The sequence below is a fragment of the Demequina sediminicola genome, assembly GCF_000975055.1.
Lineage (GTDB): Bacteria > Actinomycetota > Actinomycetes > Actinomycetales > Demequinaceae > Demequina > Demequina sediminicola.
On sequence record NZ_BBRB01000002.1, the window covers coordinates 118325 to 139460 of the forward strand.

Consider the following 21136-nt stretch of genomic DNA (forward strand, 5'->3'; position numbering starts at 1 on the left):
GTGGGAACTCCCTCGACGTCTTGGGGCAATCCTACCGGCGCCGTAAACGCGCATATAGGGCCGTGGTCACGTCCGATATCCATTTCATGGTGGTGTTCGTGGGGACACCGAGACGTCGGGAGAGATACTTGCTCCATTGGGTGTCGGCCATGCCGTCCCAGTCGACTCCCCGTTTGCTGAGGTCGCGATACATGCGTCGCAGCCCGTACTTCTTCTCTGCCGGTACGTGCCAGAGCGCGCGCTCGAGATCCTCGGGCACGGTGTTGTGTGGCTTAAGTGGCTGCGTCCACATCCTCCTGATAGGTGCGGGATGGGGGAGCGGTGCTGCGCCGAGTTTCGCGTAGGCAACGCTCAGGACGTGAGCTTCCTCAAACGCGAAATTCGGGTTGTCGTGATGGTGTGAGTTCAGTTGGTCGCGGGCGGAACGCGCCGCACCCAGTAGCCGGCCGATGGATCCGCGACGTACAGAGACAAACTCTCCCCCGCAGTAGTAAACGTGGGGCGTCGAAGTGAGGGCACTGATCTGCTCGCAGGAGGCGCCATTGACTACTTTTGTACGGGGGTAGCCAATGGGCATGGTCGTGATCTCGGCGCGTGCGAGCGTGGACCAGAGCGTGTCGACAGACTGTTGACCGGCCCACACGATGTCGCTGTCGAGCACCAGGCAGAGGTCATCTTTTGGTCCTTCGCGCAGGTGGTCGAGGACATCTAGCACGTAGAACTGGTTGCGCCACTTGGCAGTAAATGTCTGGGGCGGTTCCGAGACGTACGGAACTATCGAAATGGTGACGTGCAAGCGTGTCAAAAGCGCCTGGACCTCGTTGGCAATCGTGGACGCGGACGCGTCCCACGGGGCGTTGACCACCAGTTCTAGCCGCGCGTCGGGATTCGTGCGTCGCGCGCTCGCAAAGAAGGTCGCGATGCAGCGCCGGTAGACATCTCGGAATTGTTCAGTGCGCGAATCGCCGGACACCTGGGCATAGCTGCCCTGTTCTGCGTCGTCCGTGTGGAACCAGGTGACGATATGGGCTGTCACCGCTGTCCTCCACGCCTGCGGATCCTGCTTGTGGGTTCTCTGAGCCACCACGTCACGTAGGTCGACGCCCACCAGAGGGGCCACGTGCCGGGGCGGTCCTTTTTGAGGACACGCGCGGCCGATGCCGGGTTGCCGCCGCCCTTGGGGGACAAGAAGCGTCGCCAGGCGGTGAGGAGAGGCTCGCGTGGAGGCGCAGGATTGCGGGCGCAGGTTCCGAGGGTGCCCGGCGCCACGACAACGTGGATCCCTAGGCGGCGCGCCCTCAGCCCGTAGTCAATGTCTGCCAGGGCGTGCGCAAACTCGCCGTCGATAGGGCCGATTCTGTCCGCTGCGGTGGCCGGAATGAGGACCAAGTTGCCGTTGAGGGTATCCGCGTGTTGTTGATGCGACGACCATGGAATGAGGTCAAACCTGAGGGGGTGAATTCCCGCCGTTGCGAAACCCCCATAGGTGAGTTCACTCGAGTCTGGATCGCGCATCGGCCCGATGACGATGCTGTGCGGATTCTCAGCGGAAACTGACACCAGCCGCGAAAGCGCATCGGCATCGAGTCTCACATCATCATTGAGCCAGACGAGCGAGAAATCACGGTCGCTCCGGCGGTACAAGACCGTCTTCTCTGCCCACGCCATCGAGGCAGCCCAGAAGAGCGAGCCGTCCCCGGTGAGCACAGTGAGATCAGGGCCCGCTATCGACGCGAGTGCGTCCGCTGTCCCGTCGGTCGAGCCATCATCCACCACCGTGATGTGAGTCCGTACGGGGGCGGTGGCGCGGACTCTCTCAACGGCTCGGACCGTCAACTCCTTGCGGTTGTGGCATGCAATGAGGACCTCAAGGTCGGCGGTGATACTCATGCGTCAAGGGCCTTTCCGATGCCGTCGACGAACCGCTGGGCCATGGCTTCAACGGAGAGACCCGCCGAGGCTGCGAGGGCTGCGCTGCGAATCCTCGAGCGGCGATCGGCATCTTGCAGTATCGAGATCATCGCGTGGGCGAAAGCCGCCGGTCGTTGAGCCGTGACAACGCTTGTCGACTCGTCAAGGTAGTCGCGTTCAGGCCCGTGCCAGGGGTAGTCGGTCGTGAGCACAGGCAATCCCGCAGTGAGCGCGTCCACCGCGACGAGGCCCACGCGCCCAGGCATCACCAGCGCTTCCCCTGCGCTCAGGGCAAGTGCGAGGCTGCCTCCAGTGGCGTGAGGAATCCTCTTGAGCCAGGAAGCGTCGGGCAAGGTCGCTGAGGCGGGTCCACTTCCCACGATCAGCAACCGGAACCCCGGAATGCGCTGAGCGGTGATCGTGCTCGCTTCGACCAGCAGTGGAAGGAGTTTGGAGTCGTCAAGACCGCCCACGAATACCACTGTGCGATTCGTGAGGTCATGGTCACGTTTGAAGGAAGTCCGTTCGTCAGTGGTGATGGCATCGAGATGTGAGCGCAAGGTGGCTGTGTCGGTGGAGTTGCGCAACACGGTGATCCGGTCGCGGGACAGTCCGGCGGTCACAGCCGCATCGGCGCCGGCGTCGGTGTAAGCGAAGAACCAGTCAGCGCGCGAAGTCATGGTGCGTAGTAGTCGCGCTTCAAGGCTGCCGACCTGTTGAGTGGTGTCGGCTCCGTGCCCCCAAAGCCCGATCGTGGCTCGGCGGGTGGCCAGTGCACGGTAGGCGTCAAGATTGCGCCGCGCTTGCTCAAGGACAACGAGGTCCGACCGTGCATACACCTCGTCGAGGGACCGTGTCACCACGCGCCTGCCGGCGATCTTCAACTCCCGCTGACGGACGTGTCGGTCCGGCACAAACTGTCGAGCCGCATCGTCCCTCTGGTGTTGTTGAGGACCAGCCTCCCCGGCAGCGATGCACAGTTCGAAATCCCTCGACTGCGCTAGGTCCCGCATGGCCTCAAACAGGGGTGCCCGATAGGCGGGAACGTATTCCTGGACGATGGTGGCCATGGGTTTGGTCATGAAGTCACCTTGTCGTAGACCCGTGCCATCGCCGCAATCCATGAGGATTCGGTGTAGCGGTTTTCGAACCGGGCTCGACCGGCAGTTGAGTACGTTGAGTGCCGAGCCATGATGCGAGCGATGCCGCTGGTGGTGTCTTCGGGAGCCACCACGACGCCGGTGCCGGCCTCCTCGATGTCGTCCGATACTGAGTTCCCTGGCCACGCGAGGACAGGGGTGCCAGCTGCAAGACTCTCCAGGTACACCGTCGGGATGCCCTCGCGCCAGACACTCGGGAACGCCATCCCACGTGCCCTCGCGATTCGCGACTGAGCCTCCGCGCTGTCGACCTGCCCGAGGAACACAATGCGTTTGCCCGCTGATGCGGTTGTTGCCTGATCCAGCAGAGGGCCACTGCCGATCACCGTGAGTGGAACGTCAGCGGGCCAGTGGGCGATCAGTTCGAGGATTCCTTTTTCGGGACTCAGGCGACCGACGTAGACCCAATTGTCGGAGTGCTCTGACTGAGTAACGCTATCCGGGCAAAAGTTAGGCACGACGGTGACGGGAAGGTCTGGGCCGCCGTGCGCAAGGAGTTGATAGGTATCTGCAGCTCGAGACGTGAGAGCGACAAGGGCATCTGCGCGTTGCAGCACGGGATCATGTGCACCGGCTCCGCGCGATGCGACCGCCAGGGGGATAGAGGCGGCGCGACTGCCGCGGTAGCACTGATGCTTGACCGCGTGATGCGAGCCTGCCGTGGGGCACAGGGTGCAATCTGAGCCATCGCGAAAGAGCGTTCCTGCGGCGCACAGCGGCCGGTAGTTGTGCAATGTCGCCACAATGGGTGACTGGTGCCACGATGAAATCCAGCCTGAGCCCCAGTTCGGGAACTGGTTGTGGAGGTGAACCACGTCCGGTGTGATCTCGGCGAGTTCCTCCGCAGGTGACTGACCATGACGCGTCGCAACGCGCAGCGCAGACCGCAGCGCATAGGCAGTCTCATGCTCGCGGTCGTCGGTGTGTGTCGCGACCAGATGGACATCGTGGCCCGCGCGTTCGAGTGCGCGGCGCTGCAACTCAACGACGATGTTCTCGCCGCTTGGCTGGGCCGATGAGTAGAAACTGTGAACGATGGCAATCCTCATGAACGCCTCGCAATCCGCAAGAACTTGGCGTTGCCAATCAGGTAGCGACGCCACAGTCGACGCGGCTCACTGAGCAGCCGGAACAGCCACTCGAGCCCGATGCTCCGCATCCACCGCGGTGCCTCACGGGTGGTTCCAGCGAGAAAGTCAAAGGCCGCACCCACGCCCGCACACGGGCGCTGAGTGCGCTCCGCTAACTCTGCTGCAGCGAAGTCCTGTTTGGGCGTGCCCATCCCTACCCACACAATGTCCGCGTCCGAAGCTTCGATGCGGGGGACACAGTCGGCATAGAAAGCCTCGTCGAGGGGTCCGAAAGGCGGTGCGTAGCTGCCGACAATAACGGCCCCCGGAAAACGTTCGGCGACCTTGGCCGTCAGCCGTTCTATCACCTCTGGGGTAGAGCCCAGGAAGTAGTGCCGGATGCCGAGCGCTCTGCCGTCCCCCAGCGCGTCAGGGAATACGGAAGGCCCGCGCACCTGCTCAGCCTTCCCGGCATCGGGCGCCTTGCGCATCTCTTTCGCCACCGGTCGGCCATCGGGAAAATTGAGGCCGGGCGTGTTGAGGAGAGCCGCGTATTCAGCATCCTCATCAGCGAGAACCACGCACCACGCGTTCGCAAACCTGATCGGTACGGGCGAGCGGTCCTGGGCGCACTGGAGAATCTCCGCGACAGCCCCATCTTGGGTGCGGACATCAAACGGGACGGCACCCACAGCAACGCGGTGTGGAGTGCTGGCCATCTGCCGGTCCGACCTTTCTGGTGACGAATGCCCATTATCTCATTGGTGGCAGGGACGATGCGAGTAGCGTTGAGACATGGCTATGACCGTTCTGCACCTCTTGGGTCCCCTGCGACCAAGCGGGATGGAACGGATGCTCATCTCGTCGGCACCTTACTGGGATGATCACGACGTCACTCCCATCGTGGTGGGGCAGGGGGCCGATCACCCTTTCAGGGCAGAACTTGAAGGCGCCGGGTACGACGTTCGACATATCGTCCCTGTGCGCTCCCGAGCTGGCCTCCAGGAATGGCGAGCGCTCGTCACTGAGATCAATCCATCCATCGTGCACATCCACACCGAGCAAGCATTTGTGAGTGCGGTGTGGGGTGCACGCCACGTGCCGCAAGTGCGTACAGTCCACAATGCTTTCCCGGTCCGTGGAACTTCGAGTTGGAGCAGGCGCATCCAGGCACGACTGGCTGATGGGCGCGTCAACGCATTCATCGCACCGTCCCAGGACGTCGCCGCTAATGAAGCAGTCGTCGGCCGGAGCTGCGAAGTAATACTGAACTGGGTTGACGATCGTTTCCAAGGGATAGGTGAGGGGCCTCGCGAACCTTACGCGGTGATCGTCGGCAACGCTTCCCCCATCAAGCGGCACTTGCTTGCACTCGAAGCTCTCGTCGCAACCGCGTCCCCCGTCGCCTATGTGGGTTCAGAAGCGAATGCGTCACCTCACGAAAAGGCCCTGCTCGACGAACTTGAATCCAAAGGACTCTTGCTCCATCGCGGGGTCGGTGACCCTGAACAGTGGCTGCGCAGAGCAAGTGTGTTCTTGATGCCGTCAGTACACGAGGGCATGGGTGTCGCGCTTGCCGAGGCCCTTTCGGTGGGGACTCCGGCACTTGTCTGTGATGTGCCAGGCCTCAGGTGGTCACAGAGTGAGCCCGGAGTGACGGTGCTGGAACCGACCGTTAAGGCGTGGGCTGCCGCGATCAAGCGCGCTCTCCGCGACGCGTACAGCAGTGCGTCACCTGAACATGACTTCTCTGCAAGCAGGGGAGTGCACGCGTATGTGCAGGTCTATGTGCGTGCGATCGCAGCGTCGACGCGAGCGGACGGGTGACGCGCACATGTCAGATCAGGTAGTCGGGCTGCTGTGGGAGGGCGTGCAGGCCGCGGGGGCACTCACTCTGCTCGTGGCGCTGATGGGTGCATTTGTCCGGTGGCCGATGGCCGCGATGGTTTTTCTTTCCCTCTCCGTGCTGGTTCTGTGGGAGTGGCCAGCACCTCCCGCCCTGGTGTCAGTGGGCGGAGCCGCCGTCTACCCCAATGACGTGTTAGTCATCGCCATGGTGGGTGCCGCCGGCATCAATCTCATACGAAACACCGTGAGGCGCGGTGCGCTGTTCAACGTCGCTGCCCTTGTCACTCTGCTCCTCCTCGTTTCACTACTGCGGGGTATCTCGGATAACGGCGTTGGTTCCGCAATCAATGAAGCTCGGTCGATCCTGTTCGTGCCGTTGGTGTTCCTGTGGGCCTTATCGGTCGACTGGAGCCAAAGAGGGGACAAGGACCGCCTTCTCAGGGTATGGAGTGTGGCAACGGGAATCGCGCTGACGACGTTGGGGTTTTATCACGCAATCCGTTATGGGGTTGGGGCCGCGGATGAGTTCGTTGATGTCGGAGGCGAAACGCACAGCGGACGGATCCTCGTCTCTGCCCAGGCGCTCGTGCTGGCGATGTGCATTTTCGTCGTGGTCGCCACCGCCACTCAGCGACACTGGGCGAGATCAGCGCTTGCGGTGGTACCGATGGCCGTGGTTCTTGTTCTCAGCCAGCAACGATCGGTGCTCGTCGCTGTTGCGGTAGCACTGGTGGTGGCGTTCTTTCGCGCGGGCCTCGTCAAAAAGGTTCAAGCCCTTTTCCTCGGTGTCGCCGCAGGCATAGTGGTGCTCGTGATTGCGGTGTTTGTCGACGGGAACGTGACCTCGAAACTCCTCCAATCCGCGTCTTCCGCGGGCACCTACGAGGGGCGGACCGCGGCGTGGAGCTCGCTGATCGATGCGTCCGTCGAGCAGGGGCTCCCCACCATTCTCTTTGGGGCCTCGATGGGTTCTGGTTGGAGGCGGCTCGATGAAGACGGCGTGTGGGTCGAGTACTCGCCACACAATTGGTACGTATCTATCTATCTGCGCATCGGGCTCGTCGGGCTCATCGCTCTTGTGGTGTGGTGCTTCGCAATGTTCGCGCGCGCCCTGCGTCGGGACGCCAACGCAGCTGCGATTGTCGTTGCTGTCACGTTGATTGTCTTTGGCTGGGGCTACTCCTGGCCTTTTCAAGCCATGGGCGTACTTGGGATGCTTCTTGCGGTCACGACCGGAGCCTCCGATCCCACACCGGGTAAACCCCGCGAGTCCAAGATCGGCTCCAGCAGTTACCGCCGTCAGCCGATTGCCCGCTCGTAAAACTCCTGATGAGCAAGCGCCAGAGCGTGGGCACTAAAGCGCTCATCGATTTCTTTGAGACCCAGCGCATGTAGCTCGTTCCGGCGTGACGAGTCCTCGAGGAGTGACACCATCGCGGATGCGAGCTTCGCCGGGTTTGAAACATCGCACACCAGCCCCGCATCGCCGAGCACCCAAGGAGCGGCGCCCGCTGCTTCTCCCGCGATCACCGGTGTGCCCATTGCCATCGCCTCGACGAGGGTGTTTCCGAAACTCTCCTCTAAGGCGGCATGGACGTGCGCCCATGCCTGCATCAGTTCTGTCTGAACGTCCGAAGGCTCCAACGGGCCTACGAAAGTCACACCGTTAGCGAGGCCTGCCTCGCGAGCGCTCCGTGCGAGACCGTCGCCCTCACCGAGGCCGGGACCCACCAGTCGGAGTTCAGCATCGGGCGTGGTGCGGCGAACGTCAGCAAACGCCTGAAGAAGACCGCGAATGTTCTTGCGCGGGCCAGCATCAGCAACTTCGACCAGCGTTGGATGGTTTGCCGTCGCTACGTGAGCCGTCGGCGCGCCCGGAGCAATATTGGGAAGCACGGTAATGTCGCGGGTCCAGCGCATCTCTGTGCGCCACCGCTCCGCCAAGTATGGGGACGGCGTGGCCAGCGAGGTGGAGCGTGCGCGCATCCGGAATTGCGCGGCCATAAGCCACCGGAGAGCCCGGTAGGCGTCCCGGTGGTGCCTCAGAATTGTGGTGGGTGCGTCGCGCGCTGTCGTCACGTGAGGTAGCCCTGAAGAGATCCCCGCAAGCGCCCATTCGTAGGTCCAGTGCGAGTGCACGATCTCCGGAGCGAGTTCCGTGATGGCCGACACCATCAGGCGACGCTCGTGTCGCCAGCCGTCAACGGCCTGGGAACGCGCAGAACTTCGGGACGGGACCTGGATATAGCGAAAGCGGCTACCAGCGAGTTCCAAATTGCCGTGGCCACGCCGGTGGGTCACGACGCTGACATCGTGACCCGCGTCATGTAAGGCGAGAGCCAGTCGCGTTGGTGCAGCGCCATAGTTGCCAGGCTGGGCGAGGGCGCGTTGGGCATCGGAGTCGTCGAGCAAGCCTGCACAGTCTGAGACTGATACAGGGGCCGCAAGGACGATCTTCATGGGGTGTCTCCCTCAGGAACGGCGCCTGGTGAAAGGGCTCCGTACTTCTTGGCGAGGGTGAGTGGCACCAGACGAGCGCGATTCAACCAGGCAAGGGCACCCCAGACTAGGGTCACCGCCGCGACGATGAGCAAACCTGCGAATGGCTTGGTGTCGAGCCCCATGAGGCGCACGGGCCCCCACGCAGAGAGGAAGATCAGGGCTCCGACGCTGGTGGCCAAGGTGTAGTTTCGTGCCAGTGGGGCTCCCTGGAGATACCCGTGACGTGACGACAACATGACGCCGATGCCGTGTTGGGTGACAGTCGCAAGTACTAGAGCGACCATGATCGGCCACCACTGGTTGCTGATCCAGACACCGACCGCCCCGAGGCAATTGACGAGGAGCGATCCGCTGAGGGTAAGCCGCAACCAGGTGAATTTCCCGAGGGATTCATGCGCAGAAGACAACGTCGATGTGAGTGCCTGAATGCTTGTCGCGACGACGACGGCAGGGGCGAGTTGTGCAGCGGCTTCCCATCCGGGTCCGAACAACACCGGGATGAGCAACGGCGTGGCCGCGGCAGCGATGCCCGCGAGCGGGAGCCAGACCCACGCAAGCAGGCTGAGCAGGTCAGTCCATGTGTGGCGTGCGCGTTCTGGCGACTCCGATGCGTGCCGGAATTCCGGGTAGATCACACTGGTCGTCGAGGTCTGGAGCTGTTGCAACGGCACCGACGTGAGAGCATCGGCCCGGTTCCACTGGCCAAGAGCGCCCACCCCCAGCACGTTCGAGACTGTCCATCGGCCAACGTTGCCGGAGCCATAGGAGAGCAGCCTCATCCCGATCATGTTGCGGGAATATGTCAGGTGCGATCGCATGATGCTAAGCGTCGGGCGTTGCCGCAAGTGCGTGCGAACCGCGAACCCGGTGCCAAGCGCGGTCAGGGCGCTCGCGACGACGGCGGACACGACCAGCGCCGCCGCAGATGGTGCTGCCATCACTGTGGCAACACCCACCGCCATGCCCGTGAGGTTGGCCACGAGGGCAGTGAGCGCAGCACGGCGAAACCGGCCCAGGCGCCTGAGCAAGCCCGTGAACGCCCCCGCGAGTGGTGCGGTGAGCACGCTGATCGCCATCACACGTGTTGCCGTGACCGCTTCGGATGCTCCCCATAGTGCAGCCCACCACGGAGCCGTGACAAACAGCACGATTGCTCCCACGCCGCCGAACAGCAGCGCGACGACGCTCAGTGCGGCGGGGTCGGCCGTATCGGTGCGGGCTAATCGGCCCATGCCTTGTGCGACACCGCCCGTAGCCACCAGGGCGATCAGTGCACTGGCGCTCAGTGCAACTCCGTAAGCGCCAAAGTCCACGGAATCTGCGAGGCGCGAGGTCGTTGCCGCGTAGGCCAATTGCGCCACAACAGTCGCGAGCTGGACCCCATACGTCCACATAAATCCCGCGAGGAGTGTGCGCGAGCGAGTGGGCACCTGTCCTCCTGGGTCAGCGGGCTAGACGTCTGTTCATTGTCTCAGCAGGGGGTCCGTCACCTGGTGCAGTGACACTTGTAGTCTTGCATGAACCGGGACGGCGAACGGAGGGACAGGATGCGCCCTGTGGTGCTCTACATCCCCAACGAAGCCAGTATCGGCGACCAGCGTGGTTACCGACGCGGACTTCAGTCTTTAGCGGATCAAGGTTTCGTCGAGCATGTGCACGTCTTAAGCCTGCTCGCCGCCGTTCGTTCTGGTCGTGGGCCCAAGGCGCGGGCACTATTGGATGACGTGGTGCTGACTGCCAAGCCTGACGTGATCTGGCTCCAGCACATCCAGGGCTGTGGCCTCACGGCCGCGCATTTCTCACGCTGGCGCGACGCGGGAGTCTCTTGTGTGGTCTATCAAGAAATGGACCCATTTGCGCCCGTACGCAATCCACTGCCCGACGATGCTGCGACTGCAGCGCGTCACGCGGATCTAGTCCTGACCAGTGGCGCCGGGACCTTCGTCGACAACCTTCGCAGGACTGGCGCACCACGGGTCGAATGGATTCGCCAGACGTGCGACATCGAGACTTTTGGTGCCGGTGACACGGATAGTTGGACCCCTGAGTTTGATGTCGCCGTCATCGCCAACGCGAGTCGACCTCGACTCCCGTGGCGCGGCCACCCCGGCGGTCGTGCACGGCGTCGTTTCATTGAGATTGCGTCGCAGGAGTTCGGTGCTCGCCTCGCGCTCTATGGCAACGGCTGGTCGGGTCAGTCAGCTCGAGGCCCTGTTCCATTCTGGGAGCAGGGAGACGCTTTGGGTACCTCGTGGGTCTCTGCCAACTGGGACCACTATCCAAGGGAGCCCCGTTACTTCTCCAATAGGCTTGCCATCTCGCTTGCCGCGGGCGGCATCCACTTCACCACGCACCACCCCGGCTACGAGGACTTCTTGCCGGTGAACGCCGGATTCCTCCACACGGCCGACACGCCTGCCGAGCTCGTGGCAGCAATCCGAACGTTCCTAGCCGACGTGGCCCCCGCGGAACGCAGGGCATTGGCGGGCGCCGGGCGACACTGGGCACGGGACAATCTTGACCAGGCGACATTGCCCGCTGAGATTCTCGAGAGAGCCTTGGGGCGTTCCCTCGCCCCTAGCGGGAGCGCCAACACAAGATCGTCGTTCACCGAACACACCGTGGAAAGTGAGTAGATCCAGTGGCTTCCCGCATCCTGTCACGTGTGACAGACCGGCCCTATGCGCGCGTTCAAGTGCGCGTCAGGCGCCATCGTGCCCAGCGCGAACTTGCCTCATTTGACGACAGGCTCAAGGCCGCGCAGGAGGCAGAGGAACCCCGAATCCCGGCGGAGTGGCGTGAGGCGTCAGTCTTGGCGGCAACAATCCACCCTTTTGCGGGCCTAGGTCATCAAGTGTCGTCGTGGGTGAGCGGAGAGTTGTGGGCGCGCGACCTTGGCATGCGTTTTGCTGGGGGTGCGCTCACTCAGAACTCGAGCAACCTGTTCTCCCTCGACCGGGACGTCAACGTTCCACGCGCAACGCCGAAGGTCCGCCTCCAGGCAGTACCCAATGAACTCAATGCTCACGCACTGACTGTTCTCAAGTCCGAGGTTGACGAGGCGCTCGCCCGGTACCGGAGGCCGGTTCAGTTTTCCCTCGCACTCGATCAGGCGCGCTTTGATCAGACGCCCGCTTCCGCAACGATCAGGCAGGCTGTCCTTGGGGGGACGCAGGGTGCCAGCATCGAGAAATGGGAGAGCTCGGTGCCTCGTGTCGTTCTCCACGTACGTCGAGGCGATGTGAACGCGAGTACTCCTGGAAGCGACACGGTCCCTCGCTATGTCGACTTGGCCTGGCACCAGCGCGTGGCCACGCAATTGCAGGAGCACCCAGCACTGCGCGATCTCCCGATCAGCGCAGTTTTGCAGGACCCTCAACCCGGAGAGGTGCGCGATGCCCTCGAGCCTTTGGGGGTAGAGGTCCGCGCGGGCGGTGAACGTGACTCGGATTTCGCCTGGATGGCGTCTGCGCGAGTGCTGGTGGCTGCACCGAGTTCGTTCAGTTTCTTTGCAGGGATGGGCTCTCGTGGCGTTGTCGTGGCGCGGCATCCTTGGTGGCATCACGTCCCCTCAGAGGGCAGGTGGGTCCGCGCCGACATGGAGGGAGCCCTCGACACGGAGGAACTTACGCGCGCACTGGAATGAAGCGCCAGTTGGCAGTCCCTGAACAGTTGGTCGTCACCACTGGATCCTGGCCCGGCTAAGGTCAGAGAATGACCCTTCCCCTTCCCGTAGCGACCGCCTTGGCGACGGCGATGTGCGCCGACGGCGCGACGCAACTGGGAAGTCGTCTCCTGCTTATCAAAGGCCGATCGGTCGAACACTATGGCCTGCGTCGTCCTCGTATGAGTGCCGACATTGACATACTGCTGCAGCCAGTGGAAGCCGAGCAGTTCGTCTATTGCCTGGAGGAACTGGGGTGGAAGACAAGGCGAGGCCCAGAGCGTCCGGAAGGCGCCCGCGGTCACTCGGTCTCGCTTTTTCATCAGGCCTGGCCCTGCGATATTGACGTCCACTGGGAGTTTCCCGGGTTTCTCGAGCCCGCATCGGCCGTCTTCGACGAACTGTGGTCGAGGCGCGTCACCATTGATGTGGGGAACCAACCGGTGGCGATCCCTGATTACGAGGGAGCCGCACTCATCTTGGCGCTTCACTCGTTGCGCTCGACAGAGGACCAAGCCCGACACGCACGTGAACTCGACCAGCTGATCGACGCTGTCGGGGCTCAGGACCAGGCGGCTGCGCTGCGTGCCCTCGCCGACGCAACTGGCTGTAGGCACACGGCAGCACCGTTCCTGGAGCAGGTGGGCGTGATTACGCCACCATTGCCGCAACCAGTCCCTGACGCACTCGCAGATTGGTATGCGATGACGGAGGCAGGCGGCAGGCTCACGGCAGCAAACTTGCGGGCTATACGCAGGCTCCCGTGGCGTCGCAGACCTGCCGCATACGCACGCCTTGCGTGGCAGAGCGAAGCTGACTATCGGCTAGTGCACCCGGAGACTCCAACTGGGTGGTGGCCGGCGTTCCGAGGACGGCTTGAACGTGTCGCGGAAGGGCTCAAAGCGGCTGTACAGGCTCGGCGAACACGAGATCTGGTGGCAAAGGGTCATCACCCGACGCGGTCTCGGCCACCGGGTGGCACCTCGAGTGGACGTGACGGAGAGGGAGGCATGTCGTGACCGTCGTGGCATTTGCGCAGCGACTCGCTGTGGTGAGGTCCGAGTCGCGGGCATGGGTCCTCAACCTCGGTGCTCTCCACACGGAACCGTCGCCCCTTGTGCTTGAAGGCGCGGCACTGGAAATTTGGGACCGCATCGACGGCAGCGCCACCGTCGCTGACATCGTCGAAGACCTCGCGCATGGGCTTCCGAGCGAGGCTCGCGAGCAAGTCTCGCGGGACGTACCAGCGTTTATTGACGCGCTGGTGGAGCGAGGGGTCGTCGTTTGGGGCTCATCTGTCAAGTAGCCTGGGATGAGCCTGCACCGAACGGAGATCCCATGGAGCTGAGTGACTACGGGAAGGCATTGCGCGCGCATTGGATTGCGATCGTGCTTGTCACTGTGGCCTGTGCGCTCCTTGCTTATCTCTTCACGACGACTCAGCCGCGGGTGTATACCTCGAATGCCTCGGCGATTATCACGACGGGTGTGAGCGAGGACATCAACCAAGCGTTGATTGGTGACAACTACGCCAAATCGCGGGTTCAGTCCTATGTCGACATTGGTAGTTCTCGCACGGTCGCGGAGTATGTGATCGAGGATTTGGGGCTGGATGCCTCTCCTGAGTCTCTCGTGGGTCAGGTCAGTGTGACCAACCCGGAGGACACTGCAGTTTTGCTGGTCACTGCGAACGCCGGCACTCCTGAGGACGCCCAGGCCCTTGCGCAGTCGTGGGTGGATGGCATGGCTGTTGCGGTGTCCCTGCTTGAGAACGACGTCTCTGACCCGGCCGATGTCCCTGATGCCGACGGAAGCATCGTCCGGTTGCAGTCCCTCGACTCGGCGACGTTGCCAGGGGCGCCTAGCTCTCCCAACGTGCGCTTTACTGTGGCGCTGGGGTTGCTCGTGGGTCTCATTCTTGGCATCACCTACGCTCTTGTGCGGGCGTCGCTTGACCGCCGGTTGCGTACTCCTGCGAGCATTGCGAAGGAGTTCACGCTTCCCGTCATTGGGACCATTCCCCACGATGCGTCGATTGCGAAGCGTGGCGTGGCATCGGCGACTCCTGACTTTGCGACGGATGAATCTATCCGCGAACTGCGTACCAACCTCCAGTTCATGGATGTCGATAATCCGCCTCGTATCTTGACGGTGACTAGCCCCCTTCCGGGTGATGGCAAGTCGACCGCCACCATCAAACTGGCTCAGGCGATTGCAGAGTCAGGGCAGAAGGTCATCGTGGTTGATGGAGACCTGCGTCGGTCCAAGATCGTGGAGTATTTGGACCTTGTTCAAGGGGCGGGACTGACTGACGTTCTTGTAGGCCGGGCCCAGGTTGAGGACGTGTTGCAACCGTATGGTGCAACGGGGAATCTGTGGGTTTTGGGTTCTGGGTCTACTCCTCCCAATCCGTCAGAGCTTCTCGGCTCAAGCACCATGCGTGAAACACTCCGCAAGCTTGACGCGAGCGCGATGGTGCTGATCGATGCGCCGCCCCTGATTCCCGTCACCGATGCCGCTATCTTGACTGCGCGCACTGATGGCGCGTTGGTGGTGGTTCGTGCGGGACGGACAACGATCGACATCCTGGACCGGGCGCTCGCGAGTATTGACAAGGTGCGAGGCCGTGCGCTCGGTGTGATCCTCACGGGGATGGCGCGGTCTGGCCCTGACTCCAAGTACTACGGCTACTCGTACGAATACGATGCGCCTACGGCCAAGCGTGACACCAGTTCCCGCTCCCGCAAGGCGCAGCGACCATAGAAACGATGCGTCATGACTTCCGCTGAGCCACATCCTTTTACCGTCCTCATCGTGGGCATGTCCGGCACGTTTACGGCGCCGGTTGCTGAACGTATTCTCTGCTCGCTGCTCCGTGAGCGGTCTGTTGCGGCTGGGGTTATCGATGTGCAAAGTGCGGGCCTCGAGGAGCCGGGCGGTCGTGAGATTGAGCCTCAGGCACGGGTGGCGTTGGAATCGCATCAGTGTGACCGCGGCCCGTATGTGTCGCAGCAGGTCTCTGCGGAGCTGCTGGAGCGTGCCGACATGGTGATCACGGGACGTGAAGCGGTGCGTTCGCAGTTGGTGGCGCGGTTTCCTGCGGTGGAGCGGATCACGTTCACGATGTCGGAGATCGGTCACCTGTATGCGGAGGTAGCCGCGATGGCCCCGCTTGTTGAGCATGCCCGCATGCTGAACGCGGCTCGGCAAAATGCTTCGGTGGCGGACAACTACGACCTCAGTAGTGATGAGCGCACGCCGGCCGCCGTTGACGAGATGTTCGCGAAGGTGGAGAGGTCTTGCCATTGGCTTGCGAAGATCTGGGTGTCGATGGCGCCTGGTGTCGGTGACGAAAGCTGGGACAGTGACTCTGACCAGCAGTCTGTCGACATTGATGCCTTTGGCGTGGCCGTGCGTGTGGTGTGTGATGGCGACGATCCCGCTCGACTCGCGGCGGCAGTGCGGGCCGCTTTTTCTCGGACTCTCGCCACGTCGCCACGTGAGCCCGAGAGCATCGTCCACTTGGCGGTGCGGCACGATGCCGAGGACCGTACCTGGGCGAGCAGCCGAGGTTGGACGACGTATCGCAGCGTGCCGGAGGCGCTTCACTACGTCACGTCAACAGTGACGGTGCGTGCCATTGATGCGCGTGCAGGCCAGTTGTTGATGGTGCATGCTGCAGGTTTGGCCGGTCCGGATGGGAAGGTGGTGGGGTTGATTGCGCCGTCAGGGACGGGCAAGACCACATTGGCGCGGACCCTTGGTGCCCACTACGGGTATGTCACGGACGAGACGCTTGCGGTGGATCTTCACGGTGAGGTTTTTCCGTATCCCAAGCCACTATCGCTGGTGGTTGAGGGAGGTACGGGGGTCAAGCAGCAACGCTCTCCCGATAATCTAGGGATGCTCCGCCCTCCCGAGGGTTTGCGGCTGTCGAGGTTGGTTGTGCTGAACCGTATTCCGGACGTTGCCCGAGAGCCGATGCTGGAACAGATCCCGTTGCTCCCTGGTCTCGCGGACATGGCCCCGCATATCTCCTACCTCCCGCAGCTTCCGGATAAGCTCCATGACCTCGCCCGCCTGACCGAATCTGTCGGTGGGGTGTGGCGCCTCACCTACAGTGATGCGTCCAGCGTGGTTGGCCTCTTCCCTGAACTGGAGGCGGCATGATTGAGATCCAATCCGCGCCTCAAGCCGTGGGGATTGCGGATGATTCACAACTGACGTCCCATGCCGACGATTTTCTCGTCCGTGATGGTCAGATGTTGGTGTTGCGTGGGTACGATCTGTACCTGCTGTCCCAGGTCGCGGCAGAGTCCATGAGCGCAGCGTGGGAGGGCATCGGCTATTCCGCATTGCGCACTCGTTTGCTCGAGATTTTTGGGGAGCCCCTAGGAGTCTCGGTCGATGTCCAGTTGCAGCGCATCCTTGAGCCGCTCTTGCTCGAGGGCCTCATGACGGTGGACGCGACGCGCGTTGAGCAGTGACCTCGCGTGACGTTGCTCACAGCGAGGAATCCCCCGGGTCAGTAGCGCGTTACATCGGCACAGCGTGATGTCGGCTCCGCAGCGTGATGTCGGCGCGATGTCGGCGCTAGGGATAGTTGAATAGTTCATTACGGGAATTGGGAATGTCTGGCCGCGTCATAGCGGGCGCCTCCGCACCTCTCATCACGTAATATGACGCGTTGCGGAGACGCCGTCGTGCATCGGGAAGGCCCAGCGCGACTGATGTCTCCTCACCGCAAGGCTTGAGATTTGAGGACTGAGGACCATGAACGACACCCCTGACGCGAGTCCGTCGGCACCATCGCCGGGACTGTCCCGACGCCGTGTGCTGGCGGGTGCTGCATGGGCCGCCCCCACCATCATGGTGGCGTCCGCGGTGCCTTCCTACGCGGCCTCGACGCCCGTGGCACCCAGCGGCCAACTGCACAACGGTCCGACAGGGCGCTACAACTCGAGCCACTGGGTCCAAGGCCAAGGCAATACGAAGGCTCAATTGATGAGCTCGTATCTGCAATACAAGCCCCTGACCGGAGTGTCGCCGACGCTTCCCCTTGTCGACCTATGGATTGTTCTCACGGTGGACAAGGTCTACGAACCCATTCAGTTCGGCGTGAATGACGCCATCGGCGTTCCGGCAGACTCGGCTTGGGAGCTGCGCAGCGCACCGACCATCACCAACGGCGTCTTCACGGCTGAACTGAGGTTCACGGGTGGCCCCAACGTGAGCTACCCCATCCCCGTGTGGGCAGGTGGAAACATCGACCTCTTCTGGGTGCGCACCACCGCCAAGCCGACTGTTGCGAACCTCGACGCGTACGCGATCGACTCCGCTGGTGCCCTCCTGACGAAGCCGGGAATCGTCCCGCGCTAGCCGTCGAACCGCCACTCCGCGGCTGTGCGTCCGGGGACCTGAGTCCCGCGAGAAGTCCCTTTTGTCGGAGTACAATCAAGGGGTTCTTCCCGCGAAAGGTGGCTCTGATGACTTCCGCGACCCCGTATGCAGGTGGCCCGCACCGCATGTCGCGCCGTTCGGTGCTGACGGCGGCGGTTTGGGCGGCTCCCGCGATAGTGGTAGCCACATCCATTCCGGCACGTGCCGCGTCCGGCGACAATCCTGGTACCCCTCTGGCGTTCAACGGGCCGCCTCACTTTGAAGATGACGGCACTTTGATCATTGAGCCCCGTTACGGCTATGCGTCGTCGTGGCCCTGGGATCAACCCTTTGAGAACCCGATCACAGCGACCTACACGATCACGGTTGAGGATCTCGATACGGGGCAGGTCTTCCAGACGTCCGGCACTGTGGTGTTGACCTATGAGAACGCGTCGCAGGTGGAGTTCAAGGTTGATCCTTACGATCGCAGCCATTCCTACACAGTGACGTCCACACTGTCCGCTCCGGCCATGGAGCACAACGGTGAGACCTACACGCCGACGGATATCTCGCAGAAGACCACGCTTGTGCCTGAGTGACCCGCCTGGCGCCGCGAGAAGCTTGGGCATCTTGACGAAGGCGCGGCCAACGCGCGCTTGACCCGCTCACTCAGATGAGCGCTCAGAGTGTCTGCTCAAACTCCGACATGAAAGCGTTGAGCTGGCCGGATTCCACCAAGAACCCGTCGTGACCCACGGGGGAGTGCACCACTTTGACGCCTCGCGAACCGGACATGGCGGCATCGAGTCGCTGTGAGTTCTTCAAGGGGTACAGGCGGTCGGAGTCGACGGCTACCACCAAGGCTGGGTCGGTGTACTGGGCGAGCGCGGTTTCGACGCCTCCACGGCCGCGACCCACATCGTGGGACTGGATGGCTTGCGAGAGGCGCACGTAGGTGTTGGCATCGAAGCGCCGTGCGAGTTTGCGTGCGTGGTGTTGCAGGTACGACTGGATGGCAAAGAGCCCGCCTTTGCCCAGCGGGTCGCCACCTTCTTGGTAGCGGCGCCCAAAGCGTTCCTGCAGTTCGTTTTCGGACCGGTAGTTGGTGTGCGCGATCATGCGCGCAATGCCGATGCCGGTGTGGGGGCCGTCCCCGTCTGCTGCTCCGTAGTAGTCGCCGTCGCGGAACTTCGGGTCCGCGGTGATGGCGGCAAGTTGCGCTGTGGACCAGGCGATCTGGTCTGCACTCGTGGCAGCGGTGGAGCCCACGGGTGCAATGGCGCCCACGCGTCCGGGTGCCATCACTGTCCATTCGATGGCGCGCATGCCACCCATCGAGGGTCCTGCGATGAGCCGCCAGCGATCGATGCCGAGGTGGTCTGCGAGACGGATTTCTGCGTTGACCATGTCGCGCATGGTGACGTAGGGGAACCGCGATCCCCAGGGCTGGCCGTCCTCGGGGTGTGTGGAGGACGGGCCGGTGGTTCCTTGGCATCCGCCGACGACGTTCGCGGAGACGATGAAGTGGCGTTCGGGGTCGATGGGCTTGCCTGGGCCGACCATCGCGTTCCACCAGCCGCCTGTGTGGTGGCCTGGTTCGGCGGGGCCAAAGACATGGCTGTCGCCGGTGAGTGCGTGGGCAATGTAGATGGCGTTGTCTCGAGCGGCGTTGAGTTCGCCCCACGTTTCGTAGGCGATGGTGACGTTGGGCAGTACCCCCATGGGGTCTGCCTCAAGGGGCAGGTCGCCTAGGGCGAAGAACTGCCGTCGGCCAGGGTGGTTACCCTCGCGCCATGCGGCAGTGGCGGGGATGGGCGCGCCTGGGCCTCGGCCCTGGTCTGCAGCCCATGCGTCTGATTCGATTCCGTCGTCATCCATACCGGAATCCACATTAGGGCACGCGGGGACTGCAATGCGCGCGGGTGTGGCGCTCGATGTGAGTGCGAAGTGTCACAGGGGGGTAGCGGATTCAGGGCTCTCATGTTTATGATTTGACTCATGCGTCTCATGTGACAGATGTGACAAAAGTGACTTCCGGCCTCACAGGGTTCCTTTTGAGAGTGAGAATGATGGCAACACGACGTTCTGGTTGGCGCCTACCGGCACGCATTGCTGTGCCCGCGCTCGTCACAGCCCTCACCGTCACGGCCCTCACCGCGATCCCCAGCACCCGAGCCGTCGCAGACGACTATCCGGGTGAGGACGACATCGCTGCCGCCCGTGCCGCAGCAGACAGTGCAGCCTCGTCGGTCCAGGAACTCGACGCAGCAGTCGCCGGCCTCGAGACGGCGCTCGAGAATGCTGAAGTCGCCGCACTCATTGCGCAAGAGGACCACCTCGAAGCCAAGGACGACCTCGCCGAGGCTCAACTGGAACTTCTCACAGCAGAGGGTGCCGCTGCAGAAGCGCAGGCCGCCCTTGAAGAAGCCCGCACTGGACTCGCGAGCGCCGCCATCGTGGCCTACCGCAACGCGGGATCCATGAACCAGTTGGAAGCGATCACCCAAGCCAACGGTTTTGACGACGTCGTCACCCGCCACGAGGTCATCGACAGGGCAAGCACCAAGGCCGATGCCACGGTCCAGGAAGTGCGCGCCGCAGAACTTGTCGCTGACACCATGCATCAGCGTGCCGCAGACGCCGCAGAAAAAGCGGAAGCCGCCGAGGCCGCCGCCGCGAAAGCAGCAGATGATGCGGAAGCCACCCGTCTCGCAGCCGACCAGGCCTTCACCGATGCCGCAAGCGCCAGATCAGCCGCCATCGGCCGTCTTGCAGAGCTTCGTGGCGTGACCGAGGAACTCGAACAGGAACGTCAAAACGGGTTGGCTGAGGAACGCGCAGCCCGGGCGCAAGCGGAGTTCGTTGCCGAGCAAGAGCGGCTCGAGCAGGAACAAGCCAACAACTCCGGCGGCTCGAACGGTTCGGGCAGCAACTCTGGTGGCAACTCCTCGGGTGGCGGCAATTCCTCCGGAGGCGGAAGTTCGTCCGGCGGCAACACCTCTACCCCCAAGCCCACCGCAACCTCGACTCCGACGCCTACCGAGACCTCTACCCCAAGGCCCACCGAAACGTCGACCCCCAAGCCCACAGAGACCTCAACGCCCGACCCCGAACCAGAGCCTCCCAGCGGTAGCTGGTCGTCGTCGGCCTCCCAAGGCTCGGCGGCATCGGCCTGGGCACAGAGCAAGACTGGCGCTGGCTACCTGTTGGGTGGCACCGGACCGCTGTATGACTGCTCGGGTCTCACGATGAGTGCATGGAGCGCGGCTGGCCACTACATCACCCGCACCTCACGGTCGCAGTACACCGCGGTCACGCACCTCTCGTACTCCCAGTTGCGACCAGGGGACTTGGTGTTCTGGGGTACCAGCAACAGCTCCTCGAGCATCTACCACGTAGCGATCTACATCGGCAACGGTCAAGTCATGGAGGCCCGCAAGCCCGGAGTGCCGGCCCAGACTCGCAACCTGTACGCCTGGGGCACAGCCAACCTCATGCCGTACATCGGCCGACCATAAGTCACTGAGGGCACCTCACCTCAGAGCCAGCCCTCGAACGCGAAAGAGCCCCGCATCGCCATTGATGCGGGGCTCTCTCGT

Annotated in this window: 20 protein-coding genes; 12 read left to right on the plus strand and 8 right to left on the minus strand. The window is 62.9% G+C overall.

Annotation, left to right across the window (positions count from 1 at the left end; genetic code table 11):
• Window positions 1-31 precede the first annotated feature (31 nt).
• Genes AOP79_RS05440 through AOP79_RS05460 form a run of 5 tightly spaced genes read right to left on the minus strand, consistent with a single transcriptional unit; the run spans window position 32 to window position 4860 of the window.
• The gene (locus AOP79_RS05440) at window positions 32-1036 is read right to left on the minus strand and encodes a hypothetical protein (protein ID WP_062071302.1); all 1005 of its coding nucleotides are present in this window, start codon (window positions 1034-1036) and stop codon (window positions 32-34) included.
• On the minus strand, window positions 1033-1890 hold the full coding sequence (locus tag AOP79_RS05445) for a glycosyltransferase family 2 protein (RefSeq protein WP_062071304.1): 858 nt from the start codon (window positions 1888-1890) through the stop codon (window positions 1033-1035). The genes AOP79_RS05440 and AOP79_RS05445 overlap by 4 nt, the downstream gene beginning before the upstream one ends.
• Window positions 1887-2993: a glycosyltransferase family 4 protein gene (locus AOP79_RS05450; RefSeq protein ID WP_062071306.1), complete on the minus strand. Its 1107-nt coding sequence runs from the start codon at window positions 2991-2993 to the stop codon at window positions 1887-1889. Before AOP79_RS05450 ends, AOP79_RS05445 begins: the two co-directional genes overlap by 4 nt.
• Window positions 2990-4120: a glycosyltransferase family 4 protein gene (locus tag AOP79_RS05455; RefSeq protein ID WP_062071308.1), complete on the minus strand. Its 1131-nt coding sequence runs from the start codon at window positions 4118-4120 to the stop codon at window positions 2990-2992. Before AOP79_RS05455 ends, AOP79_RS05450 begins: the two co-directional genes overlap by 4 nt.
• Window positions 4117-4860, minus strand: a complete 744-nt coding sequence (locus AOP79_RS05460) for a WecB/TagA/CpsF family glycosyltransferase (protein ID WP_062071310.1) — start codon at window positions 4858-4860, stop codon at window positions 4117-4119. Before AOP79_RS05460 ends, AOP79_RS05455 begins: the two co-directional genes overlap by 4 nt.
• Before the next feature lie 76 nt (window positions 4861-4936).
• Here AOP79_RS05460 and AOP79_RS05465 point away from each other — a divergent pair, with 76 nt between their 5' ends.
• Together AOP79_RS05465 and AOP79_RS05470 are read left to right on the plus strand one after the other, a co-directional pair.
• The gene (locus tag AOP79_RS05465) at window positions 4937-5968 is read left to right on the plus strand and encodes a glycosyltransferase family 4 protein (RefSeq protein WP_082093396.1); all 1032 of its coding nucleotides are present in this window, start codon (window positions 4937-4939) and stop codon (window positions 5966-5968) included.
• A gap of 7 nt (window positions 5969-5975) precedes the next feature.
• Window positions 5976-7310, plus strand: a complete 1335-nt coding sequence (locus AOP79_RS05470; protein ID WP_062071314.1) for an O-antigen ligase family protein — start codon at window positions 5976-5978, stop codon at window positions 7308-7310.
• Here AOP79_RS05470 and AOP79_RS05475 read toward each other — a convergent pair.
• Both AOP79_RS05475 and AOP79_RS05480 read right to left on the minus strand, forming a co-directional pair.
• A complete protein-coding gene (locus AOP79_RS05475; RefSeq protein WP_062071316.1) occupies window positions 7289-8449 on the minus strand; it encodes a glycosyltransferase family 4 protein in 1161 nt (386 codons plus the stop codon). The genes AOP79_RS05470 and AOP79_RS05475 overlap by 22 nt on opposite strands.
• Entirely contained in the window at window positions 8446-9921 is a 1476-nt protein-coding gene (locus tag AOP79_RS05480; protein WP_062071318.1) for an oligosaccharide flippase family protein, read from the minus strand. Before AOP79_RS05480 ends, AOP79_RS05475 begins: the two co-directional genes overlap by 4 nt.
• Window positions 9922-10047: 126 nt before the next feature.
• On the opposite strand from AOP79_RS05480, the gene AOP79_RS05485 reads away from it, so the two are divergent.
• The 9 genes from AOP79_RS05485 to AOP79_RS05525 all read left to right on the plus strand — a co-directional run bounded on the left by AOP79_RS05485 (window position 10048) and on the right by AOP79_RS05525 (window position 18136).
• Complete coding sequence (locus AOP79_RS05485; RefSeq protein ID WP_161794227.1) at window positions 10048-11127, plus strand: glycosyltransferase family protein; 1080 nt, start codon at window positions 10048-10050, stop codon at window positions 11125-11127.
• A 29-nt stretch (window positions 11128-11156) separates the two neighbouring features.
• Complete coding sequence (locus tag AOP79_RS05490) at window positions 11157-12137, plus strand: hypothetical protein (protein WP_152648025.1); 981 nt, start codon at window positions 11157-11159, stop codon at window positions 12135-12137.
• A 68-nt stretch (window positions 12138-12205) separates the two neighbouring features.
• Window positions 12206-13174: a nucleotidyltransferase family protein gene (locus AOP79_RS05495; RefSeq protein WP_062071325.1), complete on the plus strand. Its 969-nt coding sequence runs from the start codon at window positions 12206-12208 to the stop codon at window positions 13172-13174.
• Complete coding sequence (locus tag AOP79_RS05500; protein ID WP_062071327.1) at window positions 13171-13461, plus strand: PqqD family protein; 291 nt, start codon at window positions 13171-13173, stop codon at window positions 13459-13461. The genes AOP79_RS05495 and AOP79_RS05500 overlap by 4 nt, the downstream gene beginning before the upstream one ends.
• A 32-nt stretch (window positions 13462-13493) precedes the next feature.
• Window positions 13494-14918, plus strand: a complete 1425-nt coding sequence (locus AOP79_RS05505) for a tyrosine-protein kinase domain-containing protein (protein WP_062071331.1) — start codon at window positions 13494-13496, stop codon at window positions 14916-14918.
• A 12-nt stretch (window positions 14919-14930) separates the two neighbouring features.
• Window positions 14931-16325: an arsenate reductase/protein-tyrosine-phosphatase family protein gene (locus AOP79_RS05510; RefSeq protein ID WP_062071334.1), complete on the plus strand. Its 1395-nt coding sequence runs from the start codon at window positions 14931-14933 to the stop codon at window positions 16323-16325.
• Entirely contained in the window at window positions 16322-16642 is a 321-nt protein-coding gene (locus AOP79_RS05515) for a hypothetical protein (RefSeq protein WP_062071337.1), read from the plus strand. The genes AOP79_RS05510 and AOP79_RS05515 overlap by 4 nt, the downstream gene beginning before the upstream one ends.
• A 286-nt stretch (window positions 16643-16928) precedes the next feature.
• Complete coding sequence (locus tag AOP79_RS05520; RefSeq protein ID WP_062071339.1) at window positions 16929-17534, plus strand: hypothetical protein; 606 nt, start codon at window positions 16929-16931, stop codon at window positions 17532-17534.
• A gap of 107 nt (window positions 17535-17641) precedes the next feature.
• Window positions 17642-18136, plus strand: coding sequence for a hypothetical protein (locus AOP79_RS05525; RefSeq protein WP_062071343.1), 495 nt, complete (start codon window positions 17642-17644; stop codon window positions 18134-18136).
• A gap of 82 nt (window positions 18137-18218) precedes the next feature.
• Here the strand turns inward: AOP79_RS05525 and metX are convergent, their stop codons facing one another.
• The gene (metX, locus tag AOP79_RS05530) at window positions 18219-19415 is read right to left on the minus strand and encodes a homoserine O-acetyltransferase MetX (protein WP_082093398.1); all 1197 of its coding nucleotides are present in this window, start codon (window positions 19413-19415) and stop codon (window positions 18219-18221) included.
• Window positions 19416-19606: 191 nt separating this feature from the next.
• Between metX and AOP79_RS05535 the strand changes: the two genes are divergently transcribed.
• The gene (locus tag AOP79_RS05535; RefSeq protein ID WP_062071346.1) at window positions 19607-21055 is read left to right on the plus strand and encodes a C40 family peptidase; all 1449 of its coding nucleotides are present in this window, start codon (window positions 19607-19609) and stop codon (window positions 21053-21055) included.
• Window positions 21056-21136: the final 81 nt, after the last annotated feature.